The sequence below is a fragment of the Streptomyces sp. LN549 genome, assembly GCF_043203805.1.
Lineage (GTDB): Bacteria > Actinomycetota > Actinomycetes > Streptomycetales > Streptomycetaceae > Streptomyces.
This window is the reverse complement of record NZ_JAZHRI010000002.1, coordinates 6,052,859-6,072,890: the sequence shown is the minus strand read 5'-3', so window position 1 is coordinate 6,072,890 and position 20,032 is coordinate 6,052,859. Positions and strand designations below refer to the sequence as shown.

Below are 20,032 nucleotides of genomic sequence, written 5' to 3'. Positions count from 1 at the left end.
GATCAGGCGCTAGGGGCGTCCCTGGGCCTGAATCATATCCGACAGCATATCCCGGAATGCGGCGTTCATCAGTGGCTCCGAGCCGTACTGCACGGACCACGTTATCTCTGTGCCCTTCTCGAGTTTGCTTTCCAGATTCGGTCCGCACGCGGGGCACGGCTGCCGTTCGGAGTAGAGCTCCGTGATCTTCTTCGGTGAGACTTCCTTTTTGGCCAGCTGCTCCAGGATGTGGTCCTCCGCGTGAAGCCCGCTCTCGTACTTACTGAAACCGACGACGAGATCGCCGGTCTCCGGGTCGTTCCAGCCCGGCACCCTAGCGACGGCCACATTCTTCTTGCCGAAGATGCCGAAACCCGCCTTGATTCTGGCCCGATAGGCCATGCTGGAGAGTTCGGTGCTGTTGTAGGCGATCAGCCCGATGCAGGAATACTCGGAAACCGGGCTCCCGATGGTGCCCATCGGAACGATGGTCGCGACCCGCGACGTCGGCGCGACAGAGGCGACCCGCGAGACCTTCCGGCAAGCGGCGTAGAACTTCTCCGCCATCTTCCCGGCAATTCCGGCGACGGCGGCGTCGGAAAGACTGAGGGCCCTTAGCGCCTTCCACGCCTCGACGAAGCTGATTTCCATCCTGGCGGCGGCATCCATCGCCGTCACTGCGGCCTTGCCCGCCTTGAAGAGCGCGCCGATCACGATGAAGCCCACGATCCAGGCACAGTCACCCCAGCTGCCGCCCGCCGTGAACGGGTTGATCAGCTTGGCGCAGCCGATGAAATCGCCCAGCAGGACGTCGATGGGATCGATGCCCGAGTTGAACTCGACCATCGTCAGCGTCTGCGACATCCGCCGGGTCTGGACCTCCGAGACGTCGGTACCGAGGTAGATCGTGTCCGCGTTCGGGCAGCTGCCCGAGTAGGACTCCGGCGAGGCCAGACACATGAACACGTCGGCATGCGACTTGTAGGTGATGTCGGCCGTGATCGTGCAGTTGCCGACGTGGACGATCGGGTTGCAGTTGTCCTTGACGACGTTCTTGGGTTCACCGATGTACTCGATGTGGTCGAGGACCTGCCACACCCCACCGATCCCGGTGGTGGCGCCCTGCGTGATCTGCTCGGTGTTGTCGGCCTTCTCCGTGCGGTCCGCGGCTTCCTGGGCCTCGTTCGCCGCGTCCCACGCGCCTTCGGAGGCCTCCTCCGCCGCCGTCGCGTCGGTCTCCGCCTGGGTGGCGGTGTCGCGGGCGCTGGCCGCGTCCTCCTCGGCCTTGGTGGCGGCGGCACGGGCCGAAGCGGCGTCGTGCTCCGCCTCGGTGGCCGCGTTGTCCGCCGCGGTCGCGTCCAGCTGAGCGTCGTTCGACGCCGACCAGGCCTTCGCCACGTCCGCGCCCGCCGCCTGTGCGTAGCCGTCGGCGCGCGTCGCGGAGGCTTGGGCGAGCTTCGCGTCCGCCGCGGCCTGGGTGGCCGAGGCCTGGGCCCGTTGGTACGCCTTGGCGGCGCGGGCCGCGTCGGACGCCGCTGCCGCGGACGCCTGCGCCGCGAGCTTCATGTCCGCCGCGGCCTGGGCGGCGAGGGCCTTCGCCTCTGCGGAGAACCCCTCGGCCAGGCCGGCCGTAGCGGCCGCCGCGGCCGCCTGCTGCTGCGCGACCGTCAGGGACTGCTGGCCGAGAAGCGTGGCGAACGCGGCTGAGCTGTCAGTCTCCTGGTAGGGACCGCCGAGCGTGATCGCTTCGTTCGCCGGCTTGTTCACCGCTGCCGCGGAGTCCCGCGCCGCGAGTGACGAGTGCACGGCCGCGAGCGCCTTGCCGGCGGTGGTCGCCGCCCAGGACGCTGTCTGGAGCGCCTCACCGCGAGCGGCAGCCGCCTCCTCCTTTGCTGTCTTGGCTGCGGCAGAGGCCTTCGCCGACTCCTCCTTGGCGCCCTTGGCATCGAGTGCCGCCGCCTCGGAGGCGTCAATCGCCTCGGCCGCTGCGGCGTGGGCCGCCGCAGCGGCACCGGCCGCCTTCAGGTACGAGGCCCAGGTGGCCTCGTAGGCTGCCTTGGCGCGCGAGGCCGCGCCCTGTGCCTTGGTGGCAGCCTCACGGGCGTTGGTGGCGGCGGCCGTGGCCGCGTTCGCCGACGCGCGTGCGTTGGTGGCTGCCGTGGTTGCGGTGGTCGCGGCGCTGCGAGCGTCGGTCGCTGCGGCACGGGCCGCCTCCGCGGCGTCCGTACCGTCCACAGCGGCGGCATAGGCCTCCAGGGCTGCCGCCTTCGCACTCAGCGAGTCCCGCCGCTGCTCGGCCTCAAGGGCCCTGCCACGGGCGGCGACCGCCTCGCGCTCCGCCTGTTCGGCGTCACCCCTGCGGGTCGACGCCGTGGTTCCCGCGGCCTCGGCGGAGATCCGGGCGTCCGAAGCGATCCGGCCCTGCGCGACCGCATCCGCCTCGTGAGCGGCTGCCTTGTCCCGCTCGCTCTCCGCGGTGGCCCGATAGGCCGCCGCGTTGGCACGCTCGAGCTCGGCCACGGCACGCGTCCGTTGGGCTTCGGCCGCGGCCTTGCGGGCGTCTTCCTCCTCCGCCAGAGCGGTTTCCTTGGCCTTCTTGGCAATGGCGGCGTTCGCCGCGGCCGAGGCCGCGTAGGCGTCGGCGCTGTCCGCCGCGGCCTTCGCCTGGGAGGCGGCCTCCTGCGCGGCGATGCGGCGGAACTCGGTGTTCACCGCGTGCGCTTCGGTCTTCGCCAGGGCGAGCAGCGCCTCGGACGTCGACACGGTCGCGTTCGCCGCGTTCAGAGCCGTCTCCGTCGCCTTCGCGGCGGCCGTGGCGGCCGCACCGGAGGCGCGGGCGACCTGGACCGACTGCTGGGCGTAGAGCAGCCCGCGGCCGCGCGGCACATCGGTGGCGTCCGCGATCGCCCAGGCCTGCTGCTGGGCGGTCACCGCCCGCTGCGCGGCTGCGGTGGCGGAGGTGGCCTGCTGCTTGGAGGTGGTGACGAGTGCCTGAACCCTGCCGCGGGCCTTCGCGAGGTCCGTCTTCGCCTTGTCGAAGAGGGCCTGCTTCGGCTTGAGGATGTCGTCCGGGTCGTTCTCGAGCTGGTCGTGCCAGTACTTCTGCCAGCGCAGGATCTGGTCGGCGAACCACGCCTGGCCGATGGCCTCGACCATGTTGTCGGCTGCGGACCGGGTCGCGGCGGCGGCGTCGTCCTCCGCCTGCATGATGACCGCGCGCGGGGCCGCCTGGCCGGCGTACTCCGCCTGCCACTCGGCCGAGGCCTGCGAGACGACCTCGCTCAGGGAGTTGCGCGGGTCCACCGGGTCCTGGTGGTTGCACGAGGCCCAGGCCTGCTTGAGGTTCTCGACCTCGATGCGGAACTCGACGGTGCCTTCGGTGACCTTCTTGTCGAGGAAGCCGCCGTGCCGCAGGTAGGAGGCGATGTCCGCGGAGGTGGTACCACCGGAGTACCGGGTGTTGCTCACGTTGGAGGACCGCAGCATGACATCGGCCTCGGCGTCGTGCCAGGTGTCCTTGCCCCGGTTCTGCTCGGTGATCTCCCGGGCCTTCGCCAGCGCCTCGTCGCCGGCGTTGGTGTGGTCGTCCCAGCCCAGACGCTGGGACAGCTCGGCCTGGGAGGCCAGGGTGAACCCGAGGACGTCCTCGCCGAACTCCGGCGTGTGCAGGGTGATCCCGTCGTCGAACGAGCTCATCGCGTACGGCCGGTTGGCGTCCTCCAGGAGGGCCTCACGGGCGGCCATGGCGTCCTGGAAGGCGTAGCCGTCCTTCTCGTCCTGGTCCCGGGCCTGCCCCAGGGGCATGAACCCGATCCAGCCGATGACGGCGTCGAGTTGTTCGTCGGTCCCGGTCAGGCCCTCGATGGCCTTGGCCTTCATCTTGGCGCCGCCCGCGTGCAGGGCGACTCCCGCGAGGCACTGGTTGAGGCGCGGGGTCGAGCGGACGTCACTGAGGACGGCGGTCAGCTCGGTGAGCCGGCGCAGGGCGTTGTCGGCGTCGACGAAGATCTGCCGGACGCCGGCTGAGACCTTCTCGACCGCCTGGGCGAGCGCGGGAACGCGGCCCACGATCGCGACGGAGGAACCGATGTCGACGAGCTCCCAGAGGCAGTCCTCGACGTCGTAGCCGGCCAGGCACTTCTTCACCTCGGCCGCGTCGAGTTCCTCGAAGAGGATCTGTCCGCCGTTGGCCGTCGCCCAGGCGACGATGTCCACCGAGACGGCCGCGAGGCCCTCTCGGTAGTCGTCGACACAGGTCTGGCCGCACGCGTCCAGGAGGATCTTCTCCTCGCGGTCCCCCAGGACGGGCCAGTTGGAGGCGCCGCCCTTGATGGGCGTGACGCCCTCGGCGAGCGCGTCCTTGTGCGCGGCCTCGTTCTTCTCGCGCTGTTCCTGCTCGGCCTGGGCCGCCGCGTCCTCGGCGGCGGTGCTGTCGCCCTGTGCGTCGGATGCCTTGTCCTCGGCGGCCTTGGCGTCCTTCTCCGCCTGAGTCGCCTTGTCCTGGGCGCCCTCGGCGGCTTCCCCGGCCCGGCCGGCCTTCTCGTTCGCCTCGGCGACGTGCCGCTCGGCGTCGGTCGCCTCGCGGTCCGCCTCGGCGGCGGTGTCGCTCGCGTCGTTCGCGAGGAGAAGGGCACTTGCCGCGTCGGTACCTGCCTGCTCGGAGTATCCGGCCGCTGCGGCGGACGCGCTCCCGGCACCCTTCCGGGCGTCTGCCGCTTCAGTGGCGGACGCCCGGGCGCGGGTCACGGCCTCGACGGCACGCACCGAATCGCTCGCGGCACGTGCGGCGGCCTCCGCGGCCAGCTTGGCGTCACCCGTCGCCTGCGTGGCAGCCTGCTGCGCCGTCTCGGATGCCGCTGCCGCCTCGGTGGCCTTGGCCTCGGCCGCTGCCGCCTGCTGCTCGGCGATCGTCTTCGACGACTGCCCGACGAGTACGGCGAACGCGGCCGAACTGTCGGTCACCCGGTAGGGGGTCCCCGCCGCCACGGCCTCATTGGACGCGGTGGTCGCCGCCTTCGCGCTGTCGCGCGCGGCGAGCGCCGCCTGTCCGGCCGCGTAGGCACGGCCGACCACGGTCGCAGCCGACTTCACGGCCGCGGTCGCGTCGGCCCCGGCGGCCGCGGCCTCCTGCTCGGCCTTCTCGGCCAGTTTCGTGGCGTTCCCCGACGCCGTGGCGGCGTTGTCCGCGAGGAGCGCCGCGTCCTGCGACGCGTCCAGGGCGACGGCAGCGGCGGCGTACGCCGAAGAGGCCGCGCTAAGGGACGTGCGGTAAGCCGACCACGCCTTAGTCGCGTTGGCCTTGGCACGCTGGGCGGCGCCCTCCGCCGTGGTCGCGGCGGTCCGCGCGCCGACGGCGGCGGTGGTCGCCTCGTCCGCCGCGGTCTGCGCGGCGGTGGCGGCCTGGGCGGCCTGGTTCGCCGCCGTACGGGCCGCGGTGGCCGCGGCCCGGGTCTCGGCAGAGGCCGCGGTGCCCTCGGCAGCGGTGGCCGCGGCTTCTAGCGCGGCGGCGCGGGCCGCGACAGCCTGCTTCGCCTGGCGCGCGGCGACGGCCTTCTCGCGCGCAGTCTGCGCGGCCTTCGCCTTCTCGGTAGCGAGCTTGCGCTTCGCCGTCGCGTCGGTCGTCGCGGTCTCGGCTGCCGTATCGGCGCTGCTGGCACTGGTCTGCTGCGTCGCCGCCCGCTGCTCGGCCTCCTGCGCCTTAGTGCGCTCGGCGGCGGCAGTCGCGCGGGAGGCGGCCGCGTTGGCCTTCTCCGTCTGTGCCTTGGCCCGCTGGGAAGCAGCGGTAGCGGCGGCGGCCTTGGCCTTGTCGCGCTTCTGCTCCGCTGTCGTGCGAGCGTCCTTCGCCGTCTTCGCGCTGTCGGCGGCGGCCCCGGCATTGGTCTCGGCGCTGTCGGCGGCGGCCTTGGCCTGAGCTGCGGCCTCCTCTGCGGCGACACGGCGGAACTCGGTGCTGATGGCGTGCGAGTCGGTCTGTGCCTTGGCGAGCAGGGCATCCGCGTCAGCGATCGTCGCGTTGGCGGCGGAAAGCGCGGTCTCGGTTGCCTTCGCGGCGGCCGTGGCGGCCGCCGCCGAGGCGCGGGCCACCTGGACCGACTGCTGCGCGTACATCAGACCCCGGCCGCGCGGCACGTGGGCCGTGTCCGCGACGGCCCAGGCCTCCTGCTGCGCGGTCGCGGCCTTCTGCGCGGCCGTAGCGGCCTTGGCGGCCTGTGCCTTGGACGAGACGACCAGGGCGCCCACCTTGGTACGGGCGGCGTTCAGGTCGGCCGTGGCCTTGTCGTAGAACGCCTGGTCGGGCTTCTCTTCGGAATCGTCGGCGAGGTCGTCCTGCCAGTACTTGCGCCAGGTCAGGATCTGCTCGACGATCCAGGCCTGCCTGATGGCCTCGATCATGTCGTCGGTCGCGGCTTGGGTTGCCGCGGCTGCGTCCGCCTCGGCCTGGATGACCGTGGCGCGCTGGGGGGCCTGCCCCGCGTACTCCGCCTCCCACTCGACCATCGCGGTCATGACTGGGGCGTTGAGCATGCGCCGCGGGTCGATCGGGTTCTGGTAGTCGCAGGCCATCCAGGCCTGCTTGAGGTCTTCGACCTCGACGCGGTACTCAGCCGAGTCCTCGGCCGGTGCTTCGGAAGCGAATCCGCCACGTCGCAGGTAGGAGGCGATGTCGCTGGAGGTGGTTCCGCCCGAATACCCGTATCCGACGTCCCGCAGCATCACGTCCGCCGCGGCGTCGTGCCAGCTGTCCTTGCCCTGGTTCTCGTCGGTGATCGCGCGGGCCCGGGCGATCGCCTCGTCGCTGGCCTCGCTGTGGCCGTCCCACCCGAGCGGGGAGGCGAGCTGGACCTGATTGATCGCGGTGAAGTAGTTCACGTCCGCACCGAAGACGGGCGCGTGCCACTCCATGTCATCGCTGGCCCACGCGGACTCGCGGTAGGGCTTGTTGGCCTCGTCGAGTTCCTCGGTACGCAGGGCACTCGCGTCCGCGTAGGCGCTGCCGGCCTCCTTGTCTGCGGTTCCGGCAACGCCCAGCGGGCCGAAGCCGATCCAGCCGATGTCGCCGATGGCTTCGCGGAGCTGCTCGTTGGTGCCGGTCAGGGCCTCGATGGCCTTGGCCTTCATCTGAGGACCGCCAACGTGCAATGCCACACCGGCGAGGCAGCGGTCACGCCGAACGTCCTCACCCGATGCTGTTGCGGCTGACCCCGGTGTCCTCCTGGGGTGCCGGGTCGGCCAGCGCCGGAGGAGCCTGGAACACACCCGCCAGCACGGCTGCGGCAGTGACGAGCGCCGTCGCACTAGTGGCTCTGGCCAGTGTGGAACGTATGCGACGCCGGCGTCTGCCGACATCTCTGAGCATTGACATGTCTGCTTTGATCTCTTGGATCGACCGGCAGCTGTTCTACATGAGCATGACAGGCGATGCCTACCGTCCGGGTCGCACTCCCCCTTGCGCGGCAACTGCCGGCGTGCCCGCCTTCCCCACGAGTCGACGCTGCCGCTTGCTCTGTGACCATGTCATGTGCGGTTCTTCACGAGAAGAACAAATAATCTTCAGCAAAAGGTCATGGGTCTCAGCGGTGGACAAAGCGAGCGGCTTGTTGATCATCTTGTTACCCGACACGGCCGGCCGGGCTCCACAATCGGAACTGAGCACCTCGTAGCACCGAGAACGCGACCGCTTCTTGGTGCACCGGGCGCACACATGTCCCCAGTGCCCACCCGACGGGAAGGCAGGTCCGCCGGCCTGCCCTGGCCCACGAGACTCCACACCTCACAAGCACAGAGTCCCCGCCGGGGACCCGACGAGGACTCATGAACGATCGGAGCCACGGGGCTCCCGCGGGCCGTCAGAAGCCGGGCGGCTCCGTGTAGGTGCCCCACTCCTCGCGCAGCACCCCGCAGATCTCGCCGAGGGTCGCCTCCGCGCGTACGGCGTCGAGCATCGGCGCGATCATGTTGGAGCCGTCGCGGGCGGCGGCCAGCATCGCGTCCAGCGCCGCGCCCACCCGGGCGTCGTCGCGCCCCTCCTTGCGGCCGGCGAGCTCGCGCACCTGCTCGCGCTCGACCTCGTGGCTGACCCGCAGGATCTCCAGGTCGCCGGTGACCGAGCCGAGCGCGACGTTGACGCCGACGACCCGCTTGTCGCCCTTCTCCAGCGACTGCTGGTACTGGAAGGCCGATTCGGCGATCTCGCCGGTGAACCAGCCGTCCTCGATGCCGCGCAGGATGCCGGAGGTCATCGGCCCGATGGGGTGCTGCCCGTCCGGGTGGGCCCGGGTGCCGCGCTCCCTGATCTGGTCGAAGATCTTCTCGGCCTCCGCCTCGATCCGGTCGGTGAGCTGTTCCACGTACCAGGAACCGCCCAGCGGGTCGGCCACGTTGGCGACGCCGGTCTCCTCCATCAGCACCTGCTGGGTGCGCAGCGCGATCTCGGCCGCCTGCGCGGAGGGGAGCGCGAGGGTCTCGTCGAGGGCGTTGGTGTGCAGGGAGTTGGTGCCGCCGAGGACGGCGGAGAGCGCCTCCACGGCGGTCCGTACGACGTTGTTGTACGGCTGCTGGGCGGTGAGCGAGACGCCGGCGGTCTGGGTGTGGAAGCGGAGCCACTGCGCCTTGTCGGTCTTCGCGCCGTACGTCTCCTTCATCCAGCGGGCCCAGATCCGGCGGGCCGCGCGGAACTTGGCGATCTCCTCGAAGAAGTCGAGGTGCGCGTCGAAGAAGAAGGAGAGGCCAGGGGCGAAGGTGTCGACGTCGAGTCCGCGGGAGAGGCCGAGCTCCACGTAGCCGAAGCCGTCGGCGAGGGTGTACGCGAGCTCCTGCGCGGCCGTGGCCCCGGCCTCCCGGATGTGGTAACCGGAGACGGAGAGCGGCTTGTAGGCGGGGATGTCGCGGGCGCAGTGCTCCATCAGGTCGCCGATGAGGCGCAGGTGGGGCTCGGGCTGGAAGAGCCACTCCTTCTGCGCGATGTACTCCTTGAAGATGTCCGTCTGCAGCGTGCCGTTGAGCACGGCCGGGTCGACGCCCTGGCGCTCGGCGGCGACCAGGTACATGCAGAAGACGGGCACGGCGGGGCCGCTGATCGTCATCGACGTCGTGACGTCGCCGAGCGGGATGTCCTTGAAGAGGACCTCCATGTCGGCGGCGGAGTCGATGGCCACCCCGCAGTGGCCGACCTCGCCGAGCGCGCGGGGGTCGTCGGAGTCCCGGCCCATCAGCGTCGGCATGTCGAAGGCGACGCTCAGCCCGCCGCCGCCCGCGGCGAGGATCATCTTGTAGCGCTCGTTGGTCTGCTCGGCGTTGCCGAAGCCGGCGAACTGCCGGATGGTCCAGGTACGGCCGCGGTAGCCGGTCGCGTGGAGCCCCCGGGTGAAGGGGTACTCGCCGGGCCAGCCGATCCGGTCGAAGCCCTCGTACGCGTCCCCGGGCCGGGGACCGTAGACGGGCTCGACCGGGTCCCCGGAGAGCGTGGTGAAGTCCGCGTCACGCTTGCGGGCCTTGTCGTAACGGGCCTGCCAGCGGAGGCGGCCTTCCTCGATCGCGTCAGCGTCCATACTCATCAATTTACTAGGACGTCCTAGTAAATGTCGATGACAAACCGCCCGGTGCTTCGCACGGGGCGGTTCGGTCAGGCTTTTCGGGTCAAACTTTCGCGGATCAGGCCTACGCCGGTCAGGCCTTCGCGGTCACGGCGGAGGACGCGTCCGTGATCAGCGGCTCGACCTCGCGGACGACCTTGCGCTCCACGAAGAACGCGGCCGTCGGGATGGTGCCGGAGAGCAGCACCCAGGCCAGCTTGCCCATCGGCCACTTCGCCTTGGAGCCGAGATCGAAGGCGAAGATCAGGTAGATGATGTACAGCACGCCGTGGATCTGGGAGACGACGAGGGTCAGCCCCTCACCCTTGTCGAAGCCGTACTTGAAGATCATGCACACGCAGAGGATCAGCAACATGACGGCGGTGACGTAAGCCATCACCCGATAGCGGGTCAGCACACTGCGTTTCATGCCATCGAGCGTAACCGGACACCCGGGGCGATCTTGCAGCGGGCCCGGGGCCGGAACGGACCCCCTCGGAGGCCCGCTCAGATCTCCTCGAAGTCCTGGGCCGCGATGCGCAGCGGGCGCAGCAGAGCGAAGATCTCCGCGCATTCCTCGGCGTCGTACACCCCGAGACCGAACTCCATGGCGTTCAGCTCACGGGTGGCGGACTCGACGACCTCACGGCCCTTGTCGGTGATGGAGGCGAGTGTTCCGCGACCGTCGTTCGGGTTGGGGCGTTTGTCGACGAGGCCGGAGCGCACCAGCCGGTCCACGGTGTTCGTCACGGAGGTGGGATGGACCATCAGCCGCTCGCCGATCTTGGACATCGGCAGCTCTCCGGCCTGGGAGAAGGTGAGCAGCACCAGTGCCTCGTACCGCGCGAAGGTGAGTCCGTACGGCTTGACGACCGCGTCGACCTCGGCGAGCAGGATCTGCTGCGCACGCATGATCGAGGTGATCGCCCCCATGGAGGGCACCGGGCCCCAGCGCTGCTGCCAGAGTTCGTCGGCGCGGGCAATGGGATCGAAGGGGAGACTGAGCGGCTTCGGCACGGCATCGACCTTACCCATTGACCACATGCCGGTCCTCCCTGTCTCGAACTTCGGTCCGAATACGGGTGAGCGGGTGCGGGAGCGTTCCTGCGGACCTCGACGGCGGGAGCACCACCCTCCGCCATGACCGAAGCCCCCTGCCGGGTGCGGCAGGGGGCTTCGTACGGGCGGGCGCGGCGAGTCAGTCCGCGAGGTAGCGCTCGACCGTCTCGACCTTCGAGGTCAGACCGTCGGTGACACCCGGGCGGATGTCAGCCTTGAGCACGAGGGAGACCCGTCCGGCGCGCGCCTCGACGGCGGCGACGGCGCGCTTGACTACGTCCATGACCTCGTCCCACTCCCCCTCGATGGAGGTGAACATGGCGTCCGTGCGGTTGGGCAGCCCCGACTCGCGGACGACCCGGACGGCGTCGGCGACGTACTCGCCGACGTCCTCGCCGACACCCAGCGGGCTGACGGAGAAGGCGACGATCATGCGCTGACCGTGCCTTCCCGGCGGGCCCGGGCGGCGATGACGCCGTCGGCCTCGTAGCGCTTGAGCACCTTGTCGCCGTACAGACCACCGAAGGGCAGCACGCAGAGGAGGAAGAAGAACGCGACGCGCTTGAGCGGCCACTTGGTCTTGTTCCACACGTCCAGCAGCAGGACGACGTAGATCACGAAGAGCACGCCGTGCAGCATGCCGAGCGGCTTCATCAGGAAGTCGATGTCGGAGACCCGGCTCAGGACCGAGCCGAAGAGGATCAGCGCGGGGAAGGAGAGCGCCTCGGGAATCGAGATGAGGCGCAGCCGGTGCAGGGCGGTAGCGGTCTTGATGTCCACGGGGGCACCTTCGGTGGGAGGACGGTGACAGCTTGTGAACGCAGGCACAAGCGGCACCCATTGTGGCATCGCCGCCCGCGGCGCCCGGCAGCGGGGGCGGCCCCGGGCGGGTCCCGCGCCACCCGCTCCGTAAGGGATACGTCCCGATTGCGTCCGGGTCCGGTACCGGATGCGTATCAGGGATGGTTCAGGGGCCGGATCGTGCCGCAGGCCCTGTCCCGCCGGCGGCCCCTGCCGCTACCGTCGCCGGGTGGCAATGTTCCGACTCCAAGGCAGCAAGACGCTCGCCGTCGATCTGACCGGCGACGCCGTCAAGGCGAAGAACGGCTCGATGGTCGCGTACGACGGCCGGGTGACGTTCAAGAAGATGACCGGCGGGGGTGAGGGCCTGCGCGGCATGGTGACCCGCCGGCTGACCGGCGAGCAGATGGCCGTGATGGAGGTGACCGGGCAGGGCACCTGCTACTTCGCCGACCGCGCGAGCGAGATCAACCTCGTCTCGCTGCACGGCGACAAGCTGTACGTCGAAGCGAGCAACCTGCTCTGCACCGACTCCGGTCTGCGCACCGGCACCGCCTTCACCGGGATGCGCGGCAGCGCGGCGGGCAACGGCCTGTTCACCACCACCGTCGAGGGAACCGGCCAGGCGGCGATCATGTCGGACGGGTCGGCCGTGGCCCTGCGGGTCTCCGCCCAGTACCCGCTCTTCGTCGACCCGGGCGCCTACATCGCCCACCAGGGCAACCTCCAGCAGCACTTCCAGTCCGGGGTCAACTTCCGGACGCTGATGGGCGAGGGGTCGGGCGAGTCCTTCCAGATCCGGTTCGAGGGCGAGGGACTCGTCTACGTCCAGCCCAGCGAGCGGAACACGATCGGGGGCAACGTCTGATGCCGTTCCGCGAGATCAACTCGAAGATGGTCGAGGCGACGGTGATCCCCGGCCAGAAGATGTTCAGCCAGCGCGGCGCGATGCTCGCCTACCGGGGCGAGGTGTCGTTCACGCCGAACATCCAGGGCGGCCAGGGCGGCGTCATGTCGATGATCGGCCGCCGGATGGCGAACGAGGCGACGCCACTCATGACGGTCGAGGGCAGCGGCACCGTGATGTTCGGCCACGGCGGCCACCACATCCAGGTGATCAACCTGACCGGCGACACCCTCTACGTGGAGGCCGACCGGCTGCTCGCCTTCGACGGGACGCTGCAGCAGGGCACGATGTTCATGGGCTCACAGGGCGGCGTGATGGGCATGGTGCGCGGCCAGGTGAGCGGGCAGGGCCTGTTCACCACGACGCTCAAGGGGCACGGCGCGGTGGCGGTGATGGCGCACGGCGGGGTCATCGAGCTGCCGATCGCGCCGGGCCGCGAGGTGCATGTGGACCCGCAGGCGTACGTCGCGCACCACGGCGACGTGACCAACAAGCTCTCCACCGCGCTGGGCTGGCGCGAGATGGTGGGGCGCGGTTCCGGCGAGGGGTTCCAGCTGGAGCTCAGCGGCAGTGGTGCGGTGTACGTCCAGGCGTCGGAGGAGAAGCTGTGAGCGGGCCCATGGTCTTCGACCCGATGACGCTGCCGTCGGACGACAACGTCAACGCGTACACCTTCTGTGTGGAGCTCAAGGGGAGCCAGTGGTTCCTGCAGAAGGGCAAGATGATCGCCTACTACGGGCGGATCGAGTTCAACGGCATCGGGCACGGCCGCTTCGAGGGGCTGATCCGTACGAGCTTCCACTCGCCGCTGCACGCGAGTGACTGGGTGGTGGCCGAGGGCAGCGGCAAGATGCTGCTCGCGGACCGGGCCTTCGATGTGAACTCGTACGACCTGGACGACGGGAACCTGACGATCCGGTCCGGCAATCTCCTCGCCTATCAGCCGACACTGGCGCTGAAGCAGTCGATCGTGCCGGGGTTCCTGACGCTGATCGGTACGGGGAAGTTCGTCGCCGCTTCCAACGGTCCGGTGGTCTTCATGGAGCCGCCACTGCGGGTCGACCCGCAGGCACTGGTCGGCTGGGCGGACTGCCCTTCGCCGTGCCACCACTACGACCACGGCTATATGACGGGCGTGCTGGGCGGGCTGCGGGCGTTCACCGGAATCGGGGGCACCTCGGGCGAGGAGCACCAGTTCGAGTTCGTGGGCGCCGGTACCGTACTGCTCCAGTCCAGCGAGGTGCTGATGGCCGAGCAGCCGACGGGGGCCGTGCCGCAGCAGGCGGGAATCCCGGGGGCGGGTCAACCTGGATCCGGACCCCGCAGGCCCGGTCAGCGGGGGGACTTCCAACATCACTTCGGCTTGTGAGCGGTAGTCTGCGGAGTGTGACGTCGAACGTCTGCGCCTAGCGCCCCTCGGGGGGCCCTGCCCGTCGCGACACCGGCCTGCGAGTGCGTGCCCGGCGTCACACACCCCCACTTCGTCCGGCTTTCAACTTCTTAGGTAGAATCCATACATGGAGACCGAGACGGCCACCCGCTGGCTGAGCGACGCGGAGCAGTGCGCATGGCGCACCCACCTGGACGTCGGCAGACTGCTGACGCACCAACTGGAGAAGGACCTCCAGCCGTTCGGCCTGACCATGAACGACTACGAGATCCTCGTCAATCTCTCGGAGTCGGATGACCAGCGCATGCGGATGAGCGACCTCGCCGGTGCCACGCTGCAGTCCAAGAGCAGGCTCTCGCACCAGATTACCCGCATGGAGAACGCCGGCCTGGTCCGCCGGGAGAACTGCGAGTCCGACCGCCGAGGGCTGTACGCGGTCCTCACCGAGACCGGCGCCGAGACGATGCGCAAGGTCGCGCCGCACCACGTGGCGTCGGTCCGCAAGCACTTCATGGACCTGCTGGCGCCGGAGGCCCTGGAGCAGCTGCACACGGCCCTGGCCCCGGTCGCCGACCATCTGCGCGGGCGGCGCGGCAAGGTCTGACACCCCGGAGTGTTCAGCGGGCGTCCGGCAGCCACAGCGCGAACCGGGCGCCCCTGTCCCCCGTATCCGTCACAGTCAGCCGGCCCCCGTGCCGTACCGCCACATCGCGGGCGATGGCGAGGCCCAGGCCCGCCCCGCCCTCGTCGCGGGTGCGGGCGTCGTCCAGGCGGACGAACCGTTCGAAGATCCGCTCACGCTCCGCCCCGGGAACCCCGTCGCCGTCATCGGTGACCTCGACGACCACGTCGCCGCCCTCCGCGCGCACGGCGACCGCGACCGCACTGCGCGCGTGCCGCTCGGCGTTGTCCAGCAGATTGCCGATCACCCGGGCCAGCTGCGTGCGGGAACCGGTCACCTCGAAGCCGCCGCCCTCCGCCGCGGACACCGTCACCGGGATGCGGTCGCCGGTGCGCTGCGAGACCTCCTCGTGGACCAGCGCGCCAAGATCCAGCCTGCCCGTGCCCGGCCGCTCCCCCGCGTCCAGCCGTGCCAGCAGCAGCAGGTCGGCGGCCAGCGCCTGGAGCCGTACGGTGTCGGCAACCGCGCCCGGCACGTCCAGCAGCCCGGGGTGCGCGGCTCCCACCTCCAGCTGGGTGCGCAGCGAGGCGATCGGGCTGCGCAGTTCGTGCGAGGCGTCGGCGACGAAGCGCCGCTGCCGGTCGACGGAGGCCTCCAGCGCGGTGAGCGTCTCGTTGGTCGTACGCGCCAGACGCGCGATCTCGTCGTGCGAGCCGGGCTCCGGTACCCGTCGGCTCAGATCTTCGGACGCGGTGATCGCGGCCATCTCGCGCCGGATGCCCTCGACCGGGCGCAGCGCCCGCCGAGTCACCAGCCAGGTCACGCCGGCGACGACGAGGAGCACGACGGGCAGTCCGGTCAGCATCGCGCCGCGCACGCTGGCGACGGCCCGCTGTTCCGCGGCGAGCGGGGAGCCCGCGTGCACGGTCAGGGTCAGTCCGGCCGAGTTGGTGGCCTCGACGGAGGCGAACCGGTAGTCCGCGCGGTCGCCGTCGACCGTGGCGGTGCCGTTCGTGAAGTCCGGTTCGTCGGTGGAGACTTCGCGGCGGGCGGGGTCGGCGCTGCCCGATTCCCGGTCCTCGTCATCGTCGTCGTCGCGGTCCTCGCCGCCGTGGCGGTCGCCTTCGGCCGAGGGCTGCACGACGGGGGCGACCCGGTCCGTGCCGGTGCCCGAGATCGCCTCCAGGTCCTTGGAGACGGCCACCACCCGGCCGTCCTCGTCGGTCACCTGCACGGGGTGGTCCTCCTCGTCGCCCATCTCCAGTTCGTCGTACGGCACGTCCAGGGCCAGCTGCCCCGCGACCTCCCGGGCCGCCACCTCGGCCTGGAGGCCCGCCTGGTCGGTGAGGTTGGCCCGCAGGACCAGCAGGACGGCGATTCCGGCGACGGCCAGCGCGAGGGCGACCACCACGGTGGCACCGAGCGCCGCCCTGGCCCGTACGGACCTCACAGCGCCTCCAGCCGGTAGCCGGCGCCGCGCACCGTATGGATGGAAGCCGCGCCGAGCTTGCGGCGCAGGGCGCTGACGTACACCTCGACGATGTTCGGGTCGCCGTCGTAGGCGAAGTCCCAGACGTGCTCCAGAACGTCCGCCTTGCTCACCACCTGCCCGGCCCGCAGGGCGAGCTGTTCCAGCACGGCGAACTCCTTCGCGGTGAGGGTGATCTCGCCGTCGCCGAGGTGGACCCGGCGAGCCGCGGTGTCCATGCGCAGGGATCCGACGGTGACCACCGGCGAGGCGGACCCGGCCCGGCGGCGCAGCAGCGCGCGGACCCGGGCGACCAGCACCACGTAGCTGAACGGTTTGGTCAGGTAGTCGTCGGCGCCGGTGTCGAGCCCCTCCGCCTCGTCGTACTCCCCGTCCTTCGCGGTCAGCATCAGGATGGGCACCTCGTGGCCGGCGGCGCGCAGGGCGGCGCAGACCCGGTAGCCGTTCATCCCCGGCAGCATGATGTCGAGGACGACGAGGTCGTACGCGCCGTCGGAGGCCCGGTGCAGCCCTTCGAGGCCGTCGTGCACGACGTCCACGGCGAAGCCCTCGGCGGTGAGCCCCCGGGCCAGGGAGATCGCCAGCCGCTTCTCGTCCTCCACGATCAACAGGCGCATGGGCACAGCGTCGCAAACGGAACCTGAAGAAGGCTTCAGGCGGCTTCAGGCTGCGTTCAGCATCGCCCCGGCAGTGTGGACCGCATCGCAACGGACTGATCCGACCGGGGAGGACCCCTCATGAAGCGAAAGATCGTCATCGCCGCCGTCACCGCGGCCGTACTCGTCGGCGGCACAGCCGCCACCGCCGTGGCCTTCGCGGACGACGACGGCCGTGCCGCGGGCGGTGGTGCCGCCCGTGTCACCGTCGGCGACGCGGCCTCGTCCGCCGTCCGGGCCGTCCCGGGCACGGTGACCGAGGCGGAGCTCGACGACGAGGACGGCGGACTCGTCTGGGAGCTGGACGTGTACGGCTCCGACAGGGTCTGGCACGACGTGACGGTGGACGCGGGCAACGGCAAGGTGCTCGGGAAGCACACGTCCGACGACAACGACGACCGCGACCGCCACGCCCCGCGGTCTGCCCCCGTCACGCTCGACGCGGCGGTCGCCGCCGCGCTCAGGACGTCACCGGGCACGGTGACCTCGGTCGAGCTGGAGGGCCGCAGCGGTGGGGCGGTGCGCTGGGAGGTCGACGTCCGGGGCAAGGACGGCAGGGCGTCCGAGCTGGACGTGGACGCGAAGTCGGCCCAGGTCACGGTGGACCGGTCGGACGACGGTCACGGGGACGACCGGGGCGACGACGGCTGAGGCCGCCGCACAGGCGCCTTGCCTGTTCCCGGTGCGGCCGCACGTCCCTGTTCCCGGTGCGGCCGCACGCCGCGCCTGGAACAGGGTCGGTCAGCCCTCCCCGGTGAGCCCTGCCACCAGTTCGTCCGCCGCCGCGTACGGGTCGAGGCGGCCGGCCACGATGCGTTCCGCGAGGGCGTCCAGGCGGCGGTCGCCGTGCAGGTCGCCGATGCGTTCGCGGAGCCGGGTGACAGCGATCGTCTCGACCTCGCGGGCGGCCCTGGCCGTGCGCCGCTCGGCCAGGACGCCGTGCTCCTCCATCCATGCCCGGTGCTTCTCCAGCGCCTCGACGACCTCGTCGATGCCCTCGCCCCGGGCGGCGACCGTCTTCACGATCGGCGGCCGCCAGCCGCCGGGACCTCGGGACTCCCCGAGGCCCAGCATGTGGTTGAGCTCGCGGGCGGTGGCGTCGGCGCCGTCCCGGTCGGCCTTGTTCACGACGTACACGTCGCCGATCTCCAGGATTCCGGCCTTCGCCGCCTGGATGCCGTCGCCCATGCCCGGGGCGAGGAGGACGACGGAGGTGTCGGCCTGGGAGGCGATCTCCACCTCCGACTGGCCGACGCCCACCGTCTCCACGAGGATCACGTCGAAGCCCGCGGCGTCCAGCACCCGGATCGCCTGCGGTGCCGACCAGGCGAGCCCGCCCAGATGGCCCCGCGTGGCCATGGAGCGGATGTAGACGCCCGGGTCGGATGCGTGGTCCGACATCCGGACCCGGTCACCGAGGAGCGCGCCGCCGGAGAACGGCGACGACGGGTCGACTGCGAGCACGGCGACCCGCTTGCCCTGCCGCCGGTAGGCGGAGACGAGCGCCGATGTCGATGTCGATTTGCCGACACCCGGTGATCCGGTCAGGCCGACGACACAGGCGTTGCCCGCCAGGGGCGCCAGTGCCGCCATCACCTCACGCAGTTGCGGCGATGCCCCCTCCACCAGGGAGATGAGCCGGGCCACGGCCCGCGGCCCGCCTTCGCGGGCCTGCTCGACCAGGGTGGGGACGTCCACCTTCACGCTCGGCCTCCTCGCTCGCTCGTACCGACTACTTGCCCGGAACGCGGATGATCAACGCATCACCCTGACCGCCGCCGCCGCACAGCGCCGCCGCACCGGTGCCGCCGCCGCGCCGCTTGAGCTCCAGCGCCAGGTGCAGCACCACGCGGGCGCCGGACATCCCGATCGGGTGGCCGAGCGCGATGGCGCCGCCGTTGACGTTGACCTTGTCCGAGGTGACGCCGAGGTCCTTCATGGACTGGAGGGCGACGGCCGCGAACGCCTCGTTGATCTCGATCAGGTCGAGGTCCTCGACGCCGATGCCCTCCTTCTTCAGGGCGTGGCGGATCGCGTTGGACGGCTGCGACTGGAGGGAGTTGTCCGGACCCGCCACATTGCCGTGCGCGCCGATCTCGGCGATCCAGTCCAGGCCCAGCGCCTCGGCCTTGGCCTTGCTCATGACGACGACCGCGGCCGCACCGTCGGAGATCTGCGAGGCGGTGCCCGCGGTGATCGTGCCGTCCTTGGCGAAGGCGGGGCGCAGCCTGCCGAGGGACTCGACGGTCGTCTCGGCGCGGATGCCCTCGTCCTTGGAGAAGAGGACCGGGTCGCCCTTGCGCTGCGGGATCTCGACCGGGGTGATCTCGGCCTCGAAGAGACCGTTCTTCTGGGCCGCTGCGGCGCGCTGGTGCGACAGGGCGCCGATCTCGTCCTGGGCCGCACGCGCCAGGCCGAGGCGGGTGTTGTGCTTCTCCGTGGACTCGCCCATCGGGATGTTCTCGTAGGCGTCGGTCAGACCGTCGTGCGCCATCGAGTCGAGCATCTCGATGGCGCCGTACTTGTGGCCCTCGCGGGACTTCGGGAGCAGGTGAGGGGCGTTCGTCATGGACTCCTGGCCACCGGCCACGACGATGTCGAACTCACCGGCGCGGATCAGCTGGTCGGCCAGGGCGATGGCGTCGAGCCCGGAGAGACACACCTTGTTGACGGTGAGCGCCGGGACGTTCATCGGGATGCCGGCCTTGACCGCTGCCTGGCGGGCCGGCATCTGCCCTGCCCCGGCCTGCAGCACCTGGCCCATGATCACGTACTCGACCTGGTCGCCGCCGATGCCGGCCCGGTCCAGCGCCGCCTTGATGGCGAAGCCGCCGAGGTCGGCTCCGGAGAAGCTCTTCAGGGAGCCGAGGAGGCGGCCCATGGGCGTACGGGCGCCCGCGACGATCACTGAGGTGGATCCGGTCGTTCCTGACATGAGGCGCAGCCCCTTGGGATCGATTGTGAACGAGGGTTTACTTGAATGTACTGAGCAGTACCTCGCTCGTCATCCGGCAACGGGTGTGATCGCGCGCACGTTGCGTAACCATCCGCCGAGCGCTGCACTGGTTCCATGCTGACGCGAATCGACCACATCGGGATCGCCTGTTTCGACCTCGACAAGACTGTCGAGTTCTACCGCTCGACCTACGGGTTCGAGGTGTTCCATTCCGAGATCAACGAGGAGCAGGGCGTGAGGGAGGCCATGCTCAAGATCAACGAGACGTCGGACGGCGGCGCCTCCTACCTCCAACTGCTGGAACCGACCCGCGAGGACTCCGCCGTGGGCAAATGGCTGGCCAAGAATGGTGAGGGCGTGCACCACATCGCCTTCGGTACTGCGGACGTCGACGCGGACGCCGCTGACATCGGGGAGAAGGGGATCAGGGTGCTGTACGACGAGCCCAGGACGGGGTCGATGGGGTCCCGGATCACCTTCCTGCACCCCAAGGACTGCCACGGTGTACTGACCGAACTGGTCACGGCCCGGACGGAGCACTGACCTGAGAAGCTGTTGTCCGGAGCCGGACAACAGCTTCTCAGGGATACCCGGCCCGGTA

At 70.5% G+C, this 20,032-nt stretch carries 17 protein-coding genes; 6 read left to right on the top strand and 11 right to left on the bottom strand.

The window, feature by feature from the left end; all coding sequences use genetic code 11:
- Nucleotides 1-9 precede the first annotated feature (9 nt).
- The 7 genes from SH922_RS27710 to SH922_RS27680 all read right to left on the bottom strand — a co-directional run bounded on the left by SH922_RS27710 (nucleotide 10) and on the right by SH922_RS27680 (nucleotide 11,390).
- Entirely contained in the window at nucleotides 10-7,125 is a 7,116-nt protein-coding gene (locus SH922_RS27710) for a nucleic acid/nucleotide deaminase domain-containing protein (protein ID WP_393060534.1), read from the bottom strand.
- Between the two features lie 31 nt (nucleotides 7,126-7,156).
- The gene (locus SH922_RS27705; protein WP_393060532.1) at nucleotides 7,157-7,342 is read right to left on the bottom strand and encodes a hypothetical protein; all 186 of its coding nucleotides are present in this window, start codon (nucleotides 7,340-7,342) and stop codon (nucleotides 7,157-7,159) included.
- Between the two features lie 484 nt (nucleotides 7,343-7,826).
- Entirely contained in the window at nucleotides 7,827-9,527 is a 1,701-nt protein-coding gene (locus tag SH922_RS27700) for a methylmalonyl-CoA mutase (RefSeq protein ID WP_393060530.1), read from the bottom strand.
- A 118-nt stretch (nucleotides 9,528-9,645) separates the two neighbouring features.
- Nucleotides 9,646-9,981, bottom strand: a complete 336-nt coding sequence (locus tag SH922_RS27695) for a DUF3817 domain-containing protein (RefSeq protein WP_393060528.1) — start codon at nucleotides 9,979-9,981, stop codon at nucleotides 9,646-9,648.
- A 77-nt stretch (nucleotides 9,982-10,058) separates the two neighbouring features.
- Nucleotides 10,059-10,568 carry a MarR family winged helix-turn-helix transcriptional regulator gene (locus SH922_RS27690; RefSeq protein WP_393063710.1) on the bottom strand — a complete coding sequence of 170 codons (510 nt, stop codon included), beginning with the start codon at nucleotides 10,566-10,568 and terminating at the stop codon, nucleotides 10,059-10,061.
- A gap of 181 nt (nucleotides 10,569-10,749) precedes the next feature.
- Nucleotides 10,750-11,043, bottom strand: coding sequence for an MTH1187 family thiamine-binding protein (locus SH922_RS27685; RefSeq protein ID WP_030971479.1), 294 nt, complete (start codon nucleotides 11,041-11,043; stop codon nucleotides 10,750-10,752).
- A complete protein-coding gene (locus tag SH922_RS27680; protein ID WP_393060526.1) occupies nucleotides 11,040-11,390 on the bottom strand; it encodes a DUF3817 domain-containing protein in 351 nt (116 codons plus the stop codon). Before SH922_RS27680 ends, SH922_RS27685 begins: the two co-directional genes overlap by 4 nt.
- Before the next feature lie 256 nt (nucleotides 11,391-11,646).
- Between SH922_RS27680 and SH922_RS27675 the strand changes: the two genes are divergently transcribed.
- From SH922_RS27675 to SH922_RS27660, 4 genes are all read left to right on the top strand, one after another.
- The gene (locus SH922_RS27675; protein ID WP_393063709.1) at nucleotides 11,647-12,279 is read left to right on the top strand and encodes an AIM24 family protein; all 633 of its coding nucleotides are present in this window, start codon (nucleotides 11,647-11,649) and stop codon (nucleotides 12,277-12,279) included.
- Nucleotides 12,279-12,929 carry an AIM24 family protein gene (locus tag SH922_RS27670; RefSeq protein ID WP_219568196.1) on the top strand — a complete coding sequence of 217 codons (651 nt, stop codon included), beginning with the start codon at nucleotides 12,279-12,281 and terminating at the stop codon, nucleotides 12,927-12,929. The genes SH922_RS27675 and SH922_RS27670 overlap by 1 nt, the downstream gene beginning before the upstream one ends.
- The gene (locus SH922_RS27665; protein WP_393060524.1) at nucleotides 12,926-13,687 is read left to right on the top strand and encodes an AIM24 family protein; all 762 of its coding nucleotides are present in this window, start codon (nucleotides 12,926-12,928) and stop codon (nucleotides 13,685-13,687) included. Before SH922_RS27670 ends, SH922_RS27665 begins: the two co-directional genes overlap by 4 nt.
- 148 nt (nucleotides 13,688-13,835) lie before the next feature.
- Nucleotides 13,836-14,312 (top strand): MarR family winged helix-turn-helix transcriptional regulator, encoded by a 477-nt coding sequence (locus SH922_RS27660; RefSeq protein ID WP_393060523.1) that lies wholly within the window; start codon nucleotides 13,836-13,838, stop codon nucleotides 14,310-14,312.
- A gap of 13 nt (nucleotides 14,313-14,325) precedes the next feature.
- On the opposite strand, the gene SH922_RS27655 is transcribed toward SH922_RS27660, so the two are convergent.
- Nucleotides 14,326-15,780, bottom strand: coding sequence for a sensor histidine kinase (locus SH922_RS27655; RefSeq protein WP_393060522.1), 1,455 nt, complete (start codon nucleotides 15,778-15,780; stop codon nucleotides 14,326-14,328).
- Entirely contained in the window at nucleotides 15,777-16,436 is a 660-nt protein-coding gene (locus tag SH922_RS27650; protein WP_393060521.1) for a response regulator transcription factor, read from the bottom strand. The genes SH922_RS27655 and SH922_RS27650 overlap by 4 nt, the downstream gene beginning before the upstream one ends.
- Before the next feature lie 120 nt (nucleotides 16,437-16,556).
- Between SH922_RS27650 and SH922_RS27645 the strand changes: the two genes are divergently transcribed.
- A complete protein-coding gene (locus tag SH922_RS27645; RefSeq protein WP_393060520.1) occupies nucleotides 16,557-17,126 on the top strand; it encodes a PepSY domain-containing protein in 570 nt (189 codons plus the stop codon).
- A 90-nt stretch (nucleotides 17,127-17,216) separates the two neighbouring features.
- Here SH922_RS27645 and meaB read toward each other — a convergent pair whose 3' ends face one another.
- Together meaB and SH922_RS27635 are read right to left on the bottom strand one after the other, a co-directional pair.
- On the bottom strand, nucleotides 17,217-18,179 hold the full coding sequence (gene meaB, locus SH922_RS27640) for a methylmalonyl Co-A mutase-associated GTPase MeaB (protein WP_393060519.1): 963 nt from the start codon (nucleotides 18,177-18,179) through the stop codon (nucleotides 17,217-17,219).
- 28 nt (nucleotides 18,180-18,207) lie between these two features.
- The gene (locus SH922_RS27635; protein ID WP_393060518.1) at nucleotides 18,208-19,410 is read right to left on the bottom strand and encodes an acetyl-CoA C-acetyltransferase; all 1,203 of its coding nucleotides are present in this window, start codon (nucleotides 19,408-19,410) and stop codon (nucleotides 18,208-18,210) included.
- Nucleotides 19,411-19,545: 135 nt separating this feature from the next.
- On the opposite strand from SH922_RS27635, the gene mce reads away from it, so the two are divergent.
- Nucleotides 19,546-19,974, top strand: coding sequence for a methylmalonyl-CoA epimerase (gene mce / locus SH922_RS27630; RefSeq protein WP_393060517.1), 429 nt, complete (start codon nucleotides 19,546-19,548; stop codon nucleotides 19,972-19,974).
- Nucleotides 19,975-20,032: the final 58 nt, after the last annotated feature.